At 36.9% G+C, this 15335-nt stretch carries 11 protein-coding genes; 8 read left to right on the top strand and 3 right to left on the bottom strand.

The features are described 5' to 3' along the window. Positions 1-23: 23 nt before the first annotated feature. Positions 24-1586, bottom strand: a complete 1563-nt coding sequence (locus IPI31_03670; GenBank protein ID MBK7566901.1) for a T9SS type A sorting domain-containing protein — start codon at positions 1584-1586, stop codon at positions 24-26. A 192-nt stretch (positions 1587-1778) separates the two neighbouring features. Between IPI31_03670 and IPI31_03675 the strand changes: the two genes are divergently transcribed. From IPI31_03675 to IPI31_03710, 8 genes are all read left to right on the top strand, one after another. After that, positions 1779-3329, top strand: a complete 1551-nt coding sequence (locus IPI31_03675) for a S41 family peptidase (GenBank protein ID MBK7566902.1) — start codon at positions 1779-1781, stop codon at positions 3327-3329. Between the two features lie 123 nt (positions 3330-3452). After that, positions 3453-6848, top strand: a complete 3396-nt coding sequence (locus IPI31_03680) for an isoleucine--tRNA ligase (protein ID MBK7566903.1) — start codon at positions 3453-3455, stop codon at positions 6846-6848. A 28-nt stretch (positions 6849-6876) separates the two neighbouring features. Next, positions 6877-7746, top strand: a complete 870-nt coding sequence (locus IPI31_03685) for a TraR/DksA C4-type zinc finger protein (GenBank protein ID MBK7566904.1) — start codon at positions 6877-6879, stop codon at positions 7744-7746. A gap of 4 nt (positions 7747-7750) precedes the next feature. Beyond that, entirely contained in the window at positions 7751-8443 is a 693-nt protein-coding gene (locus tag IPI31_03690; protein MBK7566905.1) for a lipoprotein signal peptidase, read from the top strand. A 54-nt stretch (positions 8444-8497) separates the two neighbouring features. After that, positions 8498-9448 (top strand): DUF3137 domain-containing protein, encoded by a 951-nt coding sequence (locus IPI31_03695; protein MBK7566906.1) that lies wholly within the window; start codon positions 8498-8500, stop codon positions 9446-9448. Positions 9449-10078: 630 nt separating this feature from the next. Continuing rightward, entirely contained in the window at positions 10079-12094 is a 2016-nt protein-coding gene (locus IPI31_03700; protein MBK7566907.1) for a TraB/GumN family protein, read from the top strand. 45 nt (positions 12095-12139) lie between these two features. Further along, the gene (locus IPI31_03705) at positions 12140-13063 is read left to right on the top strand and encodes a hypothetical protein (GenBank protein MBK7566908.1); all 924 of its coding nucleotides are present in this window, start codon (positions 12140-12142) and stop codon (positions 13061-13063) included. A gap of 275 nt (positions 13064-13338) precedes the next feature. Then, a complete protein-coding gene (locus IPI31_03710; GenBank protein MBK7566909.1) occupies positions 13339-13830 on the top strand; it encodes a hypothetical protein in 492 nt (163 codons plus the stop codon). A gap of 245 nt (positions 13831-14075) precedes the next feature. Here the strand turns inward: IPI31_03710 and IPI31_03715 are convergent, their stop codons facing one another. Both IPI31_03715 and IPI31_03720 read right to left on the bottom strand, forming a co-directional pair. Next, entirely contained in the window at positions 14076-14693 is a 618-nt protein-coding gene (locus IPI31_03715) for a peptidylprolyl isomerase (GenBank protein ID MBK7566910.1), read from the bottom strand. Positions 14694-14839: 146 nt separating this feature from the next. Further along, on the bottom strand, positions 14840-15139 hold the full coding sequence (locus IPI31_03720) for a hypothetical protein (GenBank protein ID MBK7566911.1): 300 nt from the start codon (positions 15137-15139) through the stop codon (positions 14840-14842). Between the last annotated feature and the right edge of the window lie 196 nt (positions 15140-15335).

The raw sequence follows: 15335 nt of genomic DNA on the forward strand, positions 1-15335 counted from the left end.
GTTTTTTTTATGTTCAAGACATTTTAATGAACAAATTGAACGCTAATAGCTCCTTCATTAGATTCCAAAACAATATGATAAATACCTTTTGATAAATACGATGGTAATATAATTTGTTGTGTTTGTAAACCTTTATTTATTAAAATATTATTCAATACATTTATTATTTTTTTACCTTGTTGATCAATAATATAAATGGATAAATGAGTATCATTCTGCAAGGTATAACTTAACATTGCGTTACTTTCTATAGGGTTTGGATAGAGATATAACATATTATCCTGAGTTACAAAATCAATAACTCCAACATTCAATCCGGAAATATAACGTGCAACTGCAAAACCCTGTTCAGCATAAATGCCCGAACAACCTGTGGCAATAATTTTTCCGTCGGCCTGAATTTGAATTGCCGTTATATAATCATTTAAAGATCCAAAATCATTTTTCACTTTTGCATCCGTTCCGAAACTTAAATCAGGCGTGCCATCCACATTAAAACGGGTAAGAATAAAATCTGCATCCGGATAGGGATCCGTGATATTTAAAACATTAAATCCGCCAACTAAAATCTTTCCGTCTGATTGTTGTGCACATGCAAAACCAAAATCATATGCACCATCAAAATCCATTGTTGTTATTCCATCATCCGAAAAAGTAATATCCGGAGTTCCGTTTTCCAAAAATCGGAGTGCGGCTAGATCCACATCTGCGTAACCACATATCACTATTTTTCCGTCGGGTTGTAATAATATTCCACTGCCATGGTCTAAATAACCTACATTTTGAACAACTGCTCCACCTGTTCCAAAAGAATTATCAAGTGTTCCGTCGGATTCAAATCTTACCAAAACAAAATCATCACCAAAATCTCCCGACACAGTTCCCCCCACAACAATTTTTCCATCTTCCTGCAAAACAATTCCATAAACAACTTCATCGCTTTCACCAAGACTGAAACTTACAAATCCATCCATTCCGAAACTCAGATCAAGAGTTCCGTTAGCGAGATATCTTATCAAACCAAAATCATCATCATTTCCATTATCGGTTTTGCCCGCCACTATTATTCTCCCTTCATCATCTATTGCAATTGCTCGGGCAATGTCGTTATCAGTGCTCGGAAAATCGGTTATAACAATACCATCTTCACCGAATTCTGCATCCAAATTTCCATCAGGCATATATCTTACCGTAATAAAATCACTACTTGTAAAATAACCGATATAACCTGTGCAGATTATTTTCCCATCCTCCTGCAATTTCATGGCATAAATTCGTTCTGCGCCACCTGCATCTGTTGTCAATATCCCGCTATCACCAAAATCATCATCTGCAGATCCATCAGGGAGGTAAGCATAAAGTTTTATATCGTTTTCGCTGGATAAAATATTAATGGAATATCCTCCAACAATTATATTGCCGTTTTCTCTTATCACACAAGCAAAGGCTTCCTCAAAATCGCCGCCTGGTTGAGTTTCAAAACCGTCGCCGTCGCCAAATGTTGGGTCAAGGGTTCCGGCTTGTGAAAAAAGTAGGGTAAATTGTGCAAACACACATAGAAGAAAAATAAATACAAGTTTTTTCATGGGAATGATTTAAAAGTTATATTAAAGTGTAGACAAATATACATAACAAATAATTGTGGAACAACAACTAACTAAATTCAAATTGCTGACTATGTTTAAAAATATACCAATAGCTTTCTCCCACAATTATGGTATATTTTCTTATCTTTATTTACCCTAAAATTGCATCATTTAGTCTTAAAAATAATTCTGATGAAAAGATTTGCATTCATTGTTATATTTTGTTACAGTGGTTTTAATATAGTTTCCGCGCAATTTATAAAATACGATTCGGTAATGGCAGAAATTACCGCTCTCATCAAAACAAAATACGTAGAGCACATAAATATTGATTCCATCATCAATCTCATAGTCAATCAATATTTATCGGAACCGGAAACCCTGCAAAAAATATTTGCCCAATTGGATCCCCACTCCAATTATATGAATGCAGAAGAATATGCTGATCTGAAAACCGGACTTACCGGTAATTTTTTCGGTGTTGGAGTAGTATTAAGTTTTATCAGGGATACCGCATATATTGTACGAGTTTTTGATGGTGGACCTGCACAAAGGTCTGGTTTACTTCCGGGCGATAGGATAATAGCGATTAACGACACTTCTATAACGGGTGAAAAAGCAAATTACGATTACGTAGTAAAAAGATTAAAGGGTCCAAAGGGAACAACAGTAAATATACAATTGCTTAGAGATAATGATCAGATCCAAAAATTCACCTGCACCCGCGATCAAATAGATCTTAAAAGTGTGGAGGCATATTTTATGCAGGATAAAACCACCGGATATATCAAGTTAACTTATTTCGGAGAAACTACAACTGCAGAAATGCAAAAAGCACTTGCTTCATTAAATAAAATGGGAATGCAAAAACTCATTCTCGACCTGCGCGATAATTATGGCGGACTAATGCGCGGCGCACTTGGTGTTGCCGATGAATTTATTTCTGAAAATAAATTGTTAGTATACACAGAAGGATATTATTTTAAACGTGAAGATTATAATGCATCCATATCCGGTTTATTTGAACAAGGCGAAATGGTTGTACTTATAAATGAATATACTGCCAGCTCGGGCGAAATTCTTACCGGTGCATTACAGGATAATAAAAGAGCAACCATCATCGGAAAAAGATCCTATGGCAAAGGTTTGGTGCAAAATTTATACGTGCTCTCCGATTCCGTTTCTGCACTTAAATTAACTACCCAACGATATTATACTCCGTCCGGAAAATGTATTCAGCGACCATTTGACGACGGCACAGAAGCTTATTTTAACGACCAGAAAATTGCGTTGAAAATAGATGGCGAAACACCTGCAATTTATAAGAATAACGAATGGGGAATTCATCCCGATATTTATTATGCTGATGATACACTTTTTACCAATAGATTATATACAGAATTATTTTATCGTTCCTATTTCGATCAGCCTGCAAATTATTATTACGCACATCACAGAGATGAATTTAAAGCTTTTAAAAATGTAGATGACTTTTTAAATAAATATCAAGTTTCCTCAACATTATTTAATACTTTTTCCGATTTTTTAATTCAACAGGAAAACAATCTGGATGAATATGAAAAAGTAAAATACACTCCATCCGATATCAACGCAATAAAAAGTAAAATCGAAAATGCACTCAAAGCAAATATTGCCAGAGGTATTTGGGGGGATGATGCTTTTTTTAAAATTTTAAATATGGAGGATCAGGAAATTACAATTGCTAAAAAGCATTTAAACTGAATTTAAATAACCAGAATTTAATTCTCCATTCTTCTATATCCCAAAAACACATTCATATACCTATTAAAACCTTAATTTTGCCCCTTCAATCGCCACCAAACAGGCGTTTAAGGGAATTAAGCAATGAAAAAATACCAGGAATACAAACAATTAAACCTGCCGGAAATAGAAAAAGAAATGTTGGCCTTCTGGAAACAGAACCATACATTTCAAAGCAGCATTGAGGAACGCACCGCCGACAATCCCTATATTTTTGTGGAAGGTCCGCCGAGTGCCAATGGTTCTCCGGGTATTCACCATGTGCTTTCCCGCACACTTAAAGATCTTGTTTGCCGATACAAGACGATGCAGAATTTTCGCGTAGAACGCAAAGGCGGCTGGGATACGCACGGCCTTCCGGTAGAATTGAGTGTTGAAAAAAAATTAGGCATCACCAAAGAAGATATCGGCAAAAAAATAAGTGTGGAAGAATACAATGCCCTTTGTCGCAAACAGGTAATGACCTTCAAACACGAATGGGAAGAGTTAACCGATATCATGGGTTATTGGGTGGATATGGATGATCCCTATCTCACCTTCGACACAAAATATATTGAAACACTTTGGTACCTATTAAAACAAATGCACAGCAAAGGGTATCTCTATAAAGGATATACCATACAACCCTATTCACCCGCAGCAGGTACCGGATTGAGCTCCCACGAACTCAATCAACCGGGAACTTATCAAATGGTGAAAGACACCACCATTGTCGCGCAATTCAAATTAAAACAATGTGATCATCCGCTTACAAATAAATTATTTGCAGGACATGATGAGATCTTTTTCCTAGCTTGGACCACTACTCCCTGGACGCTTCCAAGCAATTGTGCCTTGGCAGTTGGAAAAGGAATTAATTATGTACAGATAGAAACACATAATCAATACACAGGAAAACTCATCAGCGTAATTCTTGCAGAAAATCGTGTATCAGCATATTTCAAAGAAGAAAATAAAGTGCATGAATTTTCAGGAGAAAATAATGCAGAATGGAAGTTATTATCCTCCTTCAAAGGAAAAGAATTAGCCGGTTACGAATACGAACAATTATTACCTTATCAGCAACCCGAAACAGGAGATGCTTTTAAAGTAATTATCGGTGATTTTGTGTCAACGGAAGATGGAACCGGAATCGTACACATAGCTCCAAGTTTTGGTGCCGACGATTTTCGTGTTGCAAAACAAAATAATATCGGCACCCTGACACTTGTAGACAAACAAGGTAAATTTATTGACGGCGTTGGTCCTTACAGCGGAAAATACGTTAAAAATTACACCGATGATCCGAATTGGGAAAATCCCGATGTATTAATTGCCATCCAGTTAAAAGAAGAGAACCGTGCCTTCAAAGTGGAAAAATACGAACACAACTATCCGCATTGCTGGCGCACAGATAAACCTGTAATTTATTACCCGCTCGATAGTTGGTTCATCAAATCCACAGCGGTAAAAGACAGACTGATTGCATTAAATCAAACCATTAACTGGAAACCAAAATCCACCGGTGAAGGTCGTTTTGCACAGTGGCTCGAAAACCTCGTCGACTGGAACCTTTCCCGCTCCCGTTTCTGGGGAACACCTTTACCTATCTGGCGCACAGCCGACGGCTCCGAAGAAAAATGCATAGGTTCCATCGAAGAACTCCGTGATGAATACCAAAAAGCAACCAAAGCCGGAATCAACGATGGCTCCCTATTACCCCGTTTCGAAGCTGCTGACACACTGCTGACAAATAGCGAAGCTCCCTCATTCCAAACCCCAATTCCGCAAGGAATTGAAACTCCTTCCTCCTCTCTCCTTTCTCCTCTCCTTGATCTCCACAAACCCTTCGTTGACGACATCATCCTCGTTTCCGATTCCGGCCAACCAATGACCCGCGAATCAGATCTGATAGATGTTTGGTTCGACAGCGGCGCCGCTCCTTACGCTCAATGGCATTATCCATTCGAAAACATGGATATTTTCCAAAAGAGTTTCCCGGCAGATTTTATCGCCGAAGGTGTGGACCAGACCCGTGGATGGTTTTTTACCTTACACGTTATCGCAACCCTGATCTCCGATTCAGTGGCATATAAAAATGTTATTTCCAATGGTCTTGTTTTAGACAAAAAAGGAAATAAAATGAGCAAACGATTGGGAAATACCGTCGACCCATTTGAAACAATTTATAAATACGGAGCAGATGCCACACGATGGTACATGATATCTAACGCACAACCCTGGGATAATTTAAAATTTGATGTGGAAGGAATTGGTGAAGTGCAGCGAAAATTTTTCGGAACACTTTATAATACCTATACATTTTTTGTTTTGTATGCCAATGTGGATGAATTTGAATTTGCAGAAAAAGAAATTCCGATCAGCGAACGGTCCGAATTAGATAAATGGATAATCTCACTATTAAATACTTTAATTAAAGATTGTACAGAAAGTTTTGATGATTATGAACCCACAACAGCATCGCGTTATATTCAAAATTTTGTCGGCGATCATTTAAGTAATTGGTATGTGCGTTTAAGCAGACGCCGTTTCTGGAAATCGGAAAATAGTCAGGATAAATTAGCGGCATATCAAACATTATATACATGCCTTGAAACCGTTGCCAGACTAATGGCTCCGGTTGCGCCATTTATGAGTGAATGGTTGTTTAATAATCTTAATTCCACAACAAAAAGAATTCCGCATAATTCCGTTCATCTGGCTTTATATCCCGTTTGTGACGAAAAATTAATTGATAAGGCATTAGAAGAACGCATGTTAATGGCGCAGGAAATTTCCTCCACCGTTTTATCATTGCGCAAAAAGGAAAATATAAAAGTGCGTCAGCCACTTTCTAAAATTATGATTCCAATTTTAAATCCTGCAACACAAATTCAAATTGAAAATGTAGCGGATTTAATTCGTTCGGAGGTAAATATCAAACACATAGAATTTATTTCTGATGATGCCGGTATAGTCACCAAAAAAATAAAACCAAATTTCAAAACACTTGGTCCTAAATTGGGTGCTGAAATGAAAGTTGCGGCAAACCAAATTGCAGCATTCGATCAGAAACAAATTGCAGAACTCGAAAAAAATGGCAAAGCCGAAATAAGTATTGGGGGAAATCCGTTCGAGATATCTTTAGCAGATGCAGAAATTTCCAGTGAGGATATTCCGGGATGGTTGGTTGCCAATGCAGGAGCTTTGACAGTTGCACTCGATATCACATTGACTCCGGAATTAATAGAAGAAGGAAATGCCCGTGAATTCATAAGCCAACTGCAAAAGATGCGTAAAGAAAAGGGTTTTGAGATAACTGATAAGATAAATGTTAGTTATTCAGGCGGCAATGGTTTAGGTTTGTCGTTGATTAATTATAAGGCGTATATTTGCGCCGAAATTTTAGCAGAATCACTCGAAAAACAGGAGAATCTGAGGGAATTTGAAGAGATAACAGTGAACGAAATTTTGCTAAAAGTCCTTATTCAAAAAATCTAAAGCCATGGCAAAAAAACCAGCTAAAAAGATGACGAAGGCAGCAAAACCAAAAACAAAAGTTGCCCCAAAGGCTAAAACGAAGCAGGCGGCAAAAGCAGTAGTGAAAAAAGTAGCCCCAAAAGTAAAACCTAAGGTTGCGGCCAAGGCAGCAAAACCCATCAAAAAGGTGGCTAAAGCTGCTGCGCCTAAATCCACTGCCAAAAAAGCAGCGCCGGTTAAAAAAACAGTGGCTCCTAAAAAAGTAGCCGCTCCTAAAAAGGTTGTGGCAGTTCAGAAAACAAAAGCTGTTAAAACAAAGGCTCCAGTGGTTAAAGCAAAGGCACCAGAAGTTAAAAAAGCAGCGCCTGTGGCAAAAGTGGTAAAGAAAATCGAACCCGTAATAAAACCAGTAGTTATAAAAAAAGCGAAAAAAGTTGCAGAACCGGTTGTTGTGAAAAAGGAGATAAAACAAACCGTTAAACCTTACTTTGCAAACAGAGACTTCACAAAAGTTGCAAAACCACAGGTTAAAGTATTGTCCTCCACCGATAATCGCAACAGATATAGTGATGATGAATTGCAGGAATTCAAGGAACTTATTTCCGGAAAACTGGAAATTGCCCGCGGCGAATTAAAATATCTTCAGGAACAAATTAGCCGAAGCAGCGAAATGGGCGACGATTCTGATGCTCGTTTCAAAGGCCTCGAAGACGGAACTTCCACCTCCGAACGTGAATACCTCAGTCAGATGGCATCCCGTCAGATCCAATATATAGGCCACCTCGAAAAAGCGATGATCCGTATCGAAAATAAAACCTATGGCATTTGTCGCGAAACAGGTAAACTTATTTCCAAAGAGCGTTTGCGCGCGGTTCCTCATGCTACTTTAAGTATTGAGGCTAAACAGGGCAAAGGATAAATACGTGAAAAGATCCTGGCTGGCAATAGGCATCATATTATTAGTTCTACTGATTGATCAGATAGTTAAGGTTTGGATCAAAACAACCTACCCTCTTGGGGGAGGATTTGATATTCTCGGACTTTCATGGGCCAAAATTCACTTCGTGGAAAATGAGGGTATGGCATTCGGAATGGAATTGGGTGGAAGTTATGGCAAACTGGTATTATCCATTTTTCGAATCATCGCAGTATTTTTTATAGGATATTATTTATATACTCTTGTTAAAAATAAAGCCTCCCTTCCATTAATAATGAGTATCGCCTTGGTGTTTTCCGGAGCAATGGGAAATATCATCGACAGCATATTTTATGGAGTACTTTTTTCCGCCTCCACCTATTCCACAGTTGCACAATATATGCCTGAGGCAGGTGGATATACCACTGTTTTACACGGTCATGTTGTCGACATGTTTTATTTCCCTTTGGCGCAAGGACATTATCCGGAATGGATGCCAATTTTAGGCGGAAAATTCTTCCTTTTTTTCCGTCCGGTATTTAATGTTGCAGATAGTGCAATTACAATTGGTGTATTATCTATTTTATTATTTCAGCGAAGTATTTTTATGCAAAGTTCTGCAGAAGAAAAACAGGAAGAAAAAAATACGAATGATGTTGAGGTAAACGAAAACTCTTCGCAGGAAATAAATAAACCATAATAATTTATATTCAACTTCTGATCACATTTTTTCGGTTTTAATTATTACCACACAATGAAAACAGTAGAAGAATTACAACAATATTATCAGCAGGAAATTGTTCCGCATCTTTCTGCTTTAGAGGTGTTGCGCAAACAACAATTAAACCGCGTAATGTTTATGTGGATTGCCGGATGTGCCTCTCTGCTGTTGGGTTTCATCACTATGATACCAACACTCATCATCGTGTTTTTACTCATTTCTCTTTTAATGTATTTTTTTATTTTTGGCTTTAAAAGAAACCGCACGAACTTCAGAACAGAATACAAAAAAATTGTGATCGGAAAACTCATGCAATTTATTGCTCCCGATCTCGCATTTACTCCGAATTTATTTATCACACAAAATAAATACGACCTCAGTAAAATATTTTTATCCAATCCCGATATTTATTCCGGCGAAGATCTTGTTACCGGAAAAATAGAAAAAACACAAGTTGAATTTTGTGAATTACATACACAGGACCGACAAACAGATCATAAAGGAAGAACCTCTTACGTAACTATTTTTAAAGGTTTATTTTTTATCGCCGATTTTAATAAACACTTCAACGGACAAACTTATGTTCTGAGTGATTTTGGTGAAAGATTTCTTGGCTTCTTCGGCAAATTAATGCAAAATATAAATGTCGGACGACCCGATGTAGTTCGCCTGGAAGATCCCGAATTTGAAAAAATATTTGTTGTCTATAGTTCCGACGAAGTAGAAGCAAGATATATTCTCAGCACATCATTCATGGAACGTTTGGTAGAGTTCAGAAAAAAAATGAATTCCTCCGTTCAACTATCCTTTGTCGGCTCCAATATGTATATGGCAATTCCCATGAAAAAAAATCTCTTCGAACCTTCCCTCAGAAGAACAGTAATGAACTTCAACGACATTCAGGAATACTACAAACAAATTCTCTTCTGCACCTCCATCGTCGACGAAATGAACCTCAACACAAGGGTTTGGACGAAAAGTTGAAAGGGCTGGCAGGGTTTGAAGAGGTTGAGGGGTTGAAAAATGTTTAATACGGAGGAAAATCTAACGGGCGGCGATCTGTTTAATGTTCTTTATTCCTTGTTCTTTATTCTTTATTAATATTTTACTACGGAGTTAAATCTTCCGGGCAAGCGATCCGATTAATACCTGTCCGACCACTGGCGGATTTCTTATTTTTTGATAGTTATTTTATATTCATTCTGATTTATTATGGAGGAGAATCAGGCTTTTAACTTTTGTGAGGCTCTCGCTCCCAGCGAGGGTCTCACTAACGGTAATCCCCAAAAATTCTCCAATGCTCCAACCTGCCCACTGCGACTGAGACTTGTTGAAAGTGTTGAAGTGCTTGAAATAGTTTCCTATGGAGGATAATCATTTGGCCATCGACCTCACCACTCACTACTCACCACTCACCCAAATGGTTATCAAGGTTTAATTCGAAGGAAAATCTCCCAATGGTTCAAACTGAGACTGTGACTGCGACTGAGACTTGTTGAAAGTGTTGAAGTGCTTGAAATAATATACTACGGAGGATAATCATTTGGCTGTCGACCTCATTCCTCATAACTCATTTCTCATTTTTAGCTAAATTTACCCTTTCAATCAATTTTAATGAAGCTAAGGATATTCGTATTATATTTTCTTTTGATCGCTGCAGGCACCAGCTATGCGCAAGAATCGCTCCTTTGGAAGGTTACCTCTCCCGATGGCAAACAAAATTCCTACATTTTGTGTGCTACCGAATTGCCCGGAGTGGAAAATTATGATATCGCAACACCAGTTGGTGAGATCATGAATATTGTAAATACCGTTGCGTTTTACAATGTTCCCGACGCTGCTGAAGTGCAGAATATTCCGGTATTTATGAAATCGACCGGAGATAATACTTTAAAAGGTTACTACAAACGTGAAGATCGAATTCCTTTCGAATTAATGATCAGCGATAAATTGAAAGGCAATGTAGAAAATTATTATACCTACAAACCTTTTTATATTCTGCAATTATTCCGTGATAAAGATCATGCTGCGGGTAAAGATTATCAGCAAACAATTTTATTGGATATCGCATTACAAAAAGCTAAACCAACTTTATCCCTTCTTACAATTCGCCAGATCGCTGCAACTATGGATGAATCGGATTTTGCAACGCAGGCTACCGTTCTAAGTCATTATGTAAATAATCCGAAACCATATTTGGATGCTGATGCGAAAAAATTTATTGCTTATTCAAAACAATCCATTACCGATTATGCAAATGTTGTAAACAGCACAGAACAAGTTGCATATGTAAATGTGATGATCAATCGCATAAACGATCTGTTGATCAGAAAAATGGAACCGCTCAGCACAGAACAATCCGTTTTATATATTTTAAATACAGATCTTGTTGGAGGAGAATCAGGTATTATTAAAAAATTGCGTTCCAAAGGATTTGCAGTGGTGGCGCAACCTTTTATATATAATTTATATTCCGGAAATGTAGATCAGACAACCATCACTAATACAAATAATAACGAAGTTGCTTCCGCATTTCCCGATGATTTTCCGGTATTTGGTATACCTACGAACACTACCGGATATTTAAATCCTGAAGAAATAAAAGTTGTTTCCATAAATGATATTAATAATAATAAACCGGCATACAAAGCATTTACCGATCCGTTCGGAGATATGTTCGATATGGCTGCCGCCGATACTTTATTTATGGAATATTGGTTCGACCTTAAAGGCGATGGAGCTAATTTTAAAGTGAAGGTTCCGATTAAAGGAGACTGGGAAAGATCAGAAACTCCTTGGAGCGATGGTGGTGTAATTAAAAAATATATCTATCAGAATAATCATTCTAAATCAGATCTTTTTTATTCTGTTGGATACACTATTTATCCTCCCAATTTCAAACAAAGTAATAAAGACAATTTCTTTAATCAATTTATTAAACAAACAGAGGATCAATTAAACGGAAAATTAATTTCACAGAGAATATTGTCAACTCCCGGATATACCGGCAGAGAATTTACCGCGATAGTTGGAGATTCCTTTTTTGTGCGCTCTCAATTTATTTTGCAGGATAATGTATTGTATCAATTGCTAGTGGGCGGACCAGGAAATAATCCATACTCTGCATATGGAGAAGCATTTTTAAATTCTTTCCGCATTGCATCCAATTCCATGGTGAACTGGCATTTGTTTGAGCAGCCTGCATTTAATTGTTATTTGCCAACTCCGCCTTCAAAAGCAAATAAAACTTACACGCTTCCGAGCGGACCAATGACGGTTAGTACTTTCACTTCCGACGATTATAAAGAATTGGTTGCCTATTCTGTTATCGTAAGCGCATATCCTCCCGGACATAAATTTGGCAATAAAAAATCCTTTTTCGACGACCTCATTCTCAATGCGGAGCGCCAGTATATCGGCAAAGCATATAAAACCGAAACCGTGGAAAAGAACGGTGTAACCGGTCGTTACGTAGAGATGCTGTTGATGAATAAAAAAACATATCGCATGTATTTCTTCTTCGACGGCAATACTGTATATCAGTTTGTTGCGGGAGGTGATGCACAGATATTGCTTTCGTTAAATGTGAACCGCTTTTTTAATTCCATCAGTTTCATCGGCACCGAATAAAGGTTTGGTATGGTTTTCGAAGGTTTGCGGAGGAAATGAATTAACATGAAAAAATTAACTACTTCCTTACTTTTCCTATTTGTTTTATGCAGCTCCTTAAAAGCGCAAACCTTTCAATTTGATTCCATCAGCTTTAAAAGTATGGAAATTGGAAAGGTGATGATAGAAAATGATTCCTGGATAATTCGTGTTGACAAAGGTTATGTAAGCAGCGATTACTGGCCGGTTAATCTTCCCGAAAAATTTATGACTCCCGGACAAGAAGTGGTATTTGAAGGAGCCATCGGAAGAATTCCTCAAAACACAAAACTCGCCGGCACTCCCATCGAATTAAGTATGATCAGAATTTTATATCGCACAAAACCAAACGACACTAACGGCGAAAAAGTAGTTACGGAAAATACAGAAAATAATATTACACAAAATGATTCGGTTGGATATATCAATAAAGAATCCGGAAAAATTATTTTGATCGGAGATGTTTATCTCATCGAACAAAATAAAAATGGAGAAATAAAACGTTTCGTCCCCGATTTTTTACCCGATGATTTTAAAGTAGAAAATACAATCATAATTTTCAGCGGAACCATCGGAAAAATTCCACCTAATGTGCGCATGATGGGAACACCATTAAAAATTAAAGAATTAATGATTGAAGAAGAAGTTCCATTTGATAGATCACAATTACAGGAACCAATAAAAGAATTTTATCCCTTCGATTCCGTTGCCTTTTTAAATCCCACAAAAGCAACAATTAAATTAATGGGAACCGATCCCGATGTGTTTATTATTGAAATAACAGAAGAAAATAATTCCATAAAAAGATATCTCCCCGCAATACTTCCCGAAGCATTTAAAAAAGACGGCCTCTCCATAACCGTAAGCGGCAACATCGGAAAAATTCCCGCCAATGTTCGAATGATGGGGACGCCGTTGGATGTTAAGTCGATTACTTTAAATACGAATTAATTTCAATAATTCGAAAAGTGAAATCCCACTTTATAGAACTGTTCATTCGGTATTCGTGGCAATCTCTTTCAACCCGGATCCATAAAAGATTATAATGTTTCTGGAAAAACTAGGTGACAAAATAAAAATAAATTGAAGATCTCAATAATAGTCGTGTGAAAAATGTTAGCGTGTATAATCTTGCCACCAAATAATCCCACAAAAGTATACAAAAAAAAGAGTGTACCCACAGTGTTACGCGCAGCGAACTCTGTGGATTCGGAGCTGTAATTATCATGCTGAGTGTATTTCTGGTAAAACGGGGAGATCAAATAATTGGATACGTTATAATGCCAAATCATTTACACACCATTATTTATTTAGATAATAATAGTCCGGAAATAAATAAAGTTATAGGAGAGGCAAAAAGATTATTTTCATATTCCATTGTAAGTAAATTAAAGAAATTAAATCAACTGGATACTATTATTAGATTGCAGAATTTTGTATCTGATTATGAAAGGAAGAAAGGCGTAAAACACAAAGTTTTCGAAGACTCCTTTGATGGTAAAGAGTGTTACAATTATAATTACATTTTGCAGAAGTTAAATTATATGCACTTAAATCCTGTGAAAGAAGGTTTAATAATTACTCCTGAGGAATATCTTCATAGTAGTGCGAAATATTATTCTACAGGGGATCAGGGAATATATCCTGTTAAGCATTTTGTTGAGGTATTTGAAGGTAAAGCGGCGTTTGAGTTTTCGAGGAAATATTATTTTAAATAATTAATTACCCTCCGAACATTAGGCCTGAAGATTCATCCTCCGAATCCACAGCGTTCCCTTCGGGTAACACTGTGGGGACACATCGGAGAGGTTGATGAGTCATCCTCCGAAACCAAAGAGGATCTTCGATGATTCTTTAGTTATATTAAATGATAAAGAGGTTATCTCCAAAATGGAAATAACCTCCTTCTTATAAATAATTATATTATTAAATTTATTCTAGGTAAGCAAATACTAATTACCTCTCAATAACTCTCTACAACAGTCATCTTCATCTTCACATCCGAAGCTGGTCTATCACCGGGCATTGTTTTAACGGCTGCAATTTTATCAATTACTTCCAAACCTTTTACCACCTCACCAAACACCGTATAATTATTATCTAAAAATGGTGTTCCGCCAACTTCGCGATATATTTTTTTAGCTTCAGGCGACATTACAGATCTTGTTTGCATTTCCATTTGCTGTAATTCTGCATCACTGTATTTTTTTCCCTGCACAACATAAAATTGTGAACCGGAAGATTCTTTTCTCGGATTAACCTGATCAGCTTGGCGAGCTGCACTTAATGCTCCTTTTTTGTGATAAAGATCTCCTTTAATTTCTGCAGGAATTGTATAACCTGGTCCACCGCTGCCAAGTTGTTTTTGCATATTGGCACCTCTCGATTCAGGATCACCACCCTGCACCATAAAATCTTTAATTACACGATGAAATAAAAGATCATCATAAAATCCTTCTTTCACAAGTTTTAAAAAGTTGTCGCGATGTTTAGGTGTTTCATTATATAATTTAACAACCATATCTCCATAGGTGGTTGAAATTTTTACATAATATTGTTTGTCATCTGTTTCGTTTGTCATTGTATCTGTATTTATTTTATCAATTGTTTCCGGTGTAGTTGGTATTTTTTCGGTAATTTTTTCCTGTTCAGGTACGATTGGTTCTGCTTCCTTTTCTTTACAGGAAATTAATGAAAAAATTCCGATCATTAAAATTAGTGTATACTTCATATCATTTCATTTAATTCAAAATAATGTATTATATTTTTTTTTAATAAAGTTTCCTGTTCTCTCGTATCCATCTCCGGCATTGCGGCTGATATTTCCCACATGGGCCAACCCTCATCATCCCAACCGGCTAATTTATAAAAACCATTAAAACTTAATAATTTGCATACCGCAATATGCATAAGATCCTGTTTTTGCTCCTTGGTGAATTTATCAGAAAGTTTTCCCAATTCATTCATACCAATTAAAAATAAAATGGTCTCCAACTCCGGTTTACTTCCAAACCTATCCTTTATCATTTGCAAAACCCGTATCCACCTCGGATCAAAATCAATCGGTATTTCTTCCTTCGTAAGATCAGCCACGCTGCAAAATTAAACATCAAATATTTACTTATTATGCAAATTTGGCTTCTTTTGAATCTTAAGGATTGAAACTAACGAAAGTTAAATTTCGTTACACCCACACAAAATTGGTATAATTATCGTTAATATT

The organism is Bacteroidota bacterium, from assembly GCA_016706865.1.
GTDB lineage: Bacteria > Bacteroidota > Bacteroidia > Chitinophagales > BACL12 > UBA7236.

Coding starts and splice junctions, on each gene's coding strand:
- IPI31_03705 (MBK7566908.1), top strand. CDS start 12,140: ATGAAAAAATTAACTACTTCCTTACTTTTCCTATTTGTTTTATGCAGC.
- IPI31_03715 (MBK7566910.1), bottom strand. CDS start 14,693: ATGACAAACGAAACAGATGACAAACAATATTATGTAAAAATTTCAACC.
- IPI31_03680 (MBK7566903.1), top strand. CDS start 3,453: ATGAAAAAATACCAGGAATACAAACAATTAAACCTGCCGGAAATAGAA.
- IPI31_03675 (MBK7566902.1), top strand. CDS start 1,779: ATGAAAAGATTTGCATTCATTGTTATATTTTGTTACAGTGGTTTTAAT.
- IPI31_03710 (MBK7566909.1), top strand. CDS start 13,339: ATGCTGAGTGTATTTCTGGTAAAACGGGGAGATCAAATAATTGGATAC.
- IPI31_03695 (MBK7566906.1), top strand. CDS start 8,498: ATGAAAACAGTAGAAGAATTACAACAATATTATCAGCAGGAAATTGTT.
- IPI31_03720 (MBK7566911.1), bottom strand. CDS start 15,139: ATGATAAAGGATAGGTTTGGAAGTAAACCGGAGTTGGAGACCATTTTA.
- IPI31_03685 (MBK7566904.1), top strand. CDS start 6,877: ATGACGAAGGCAGCAAAACCAAAAACAAAAGTTGCCCCAAAGGCTAAA.
- IPI31_03670 (MBK7566901.1), bottom strand. CDS start 1,586: ATGAAAAAACTTGTATTTATTTTTCTTCTATGTGTGTTTGCACAATTT.
- IPI31_03700 (MBK7566907.1), top strand. CDS start 10,079: ATGAAGCTAAGGATATTCGTATTATATTTTCTTTTGATCGCTGCAGGC.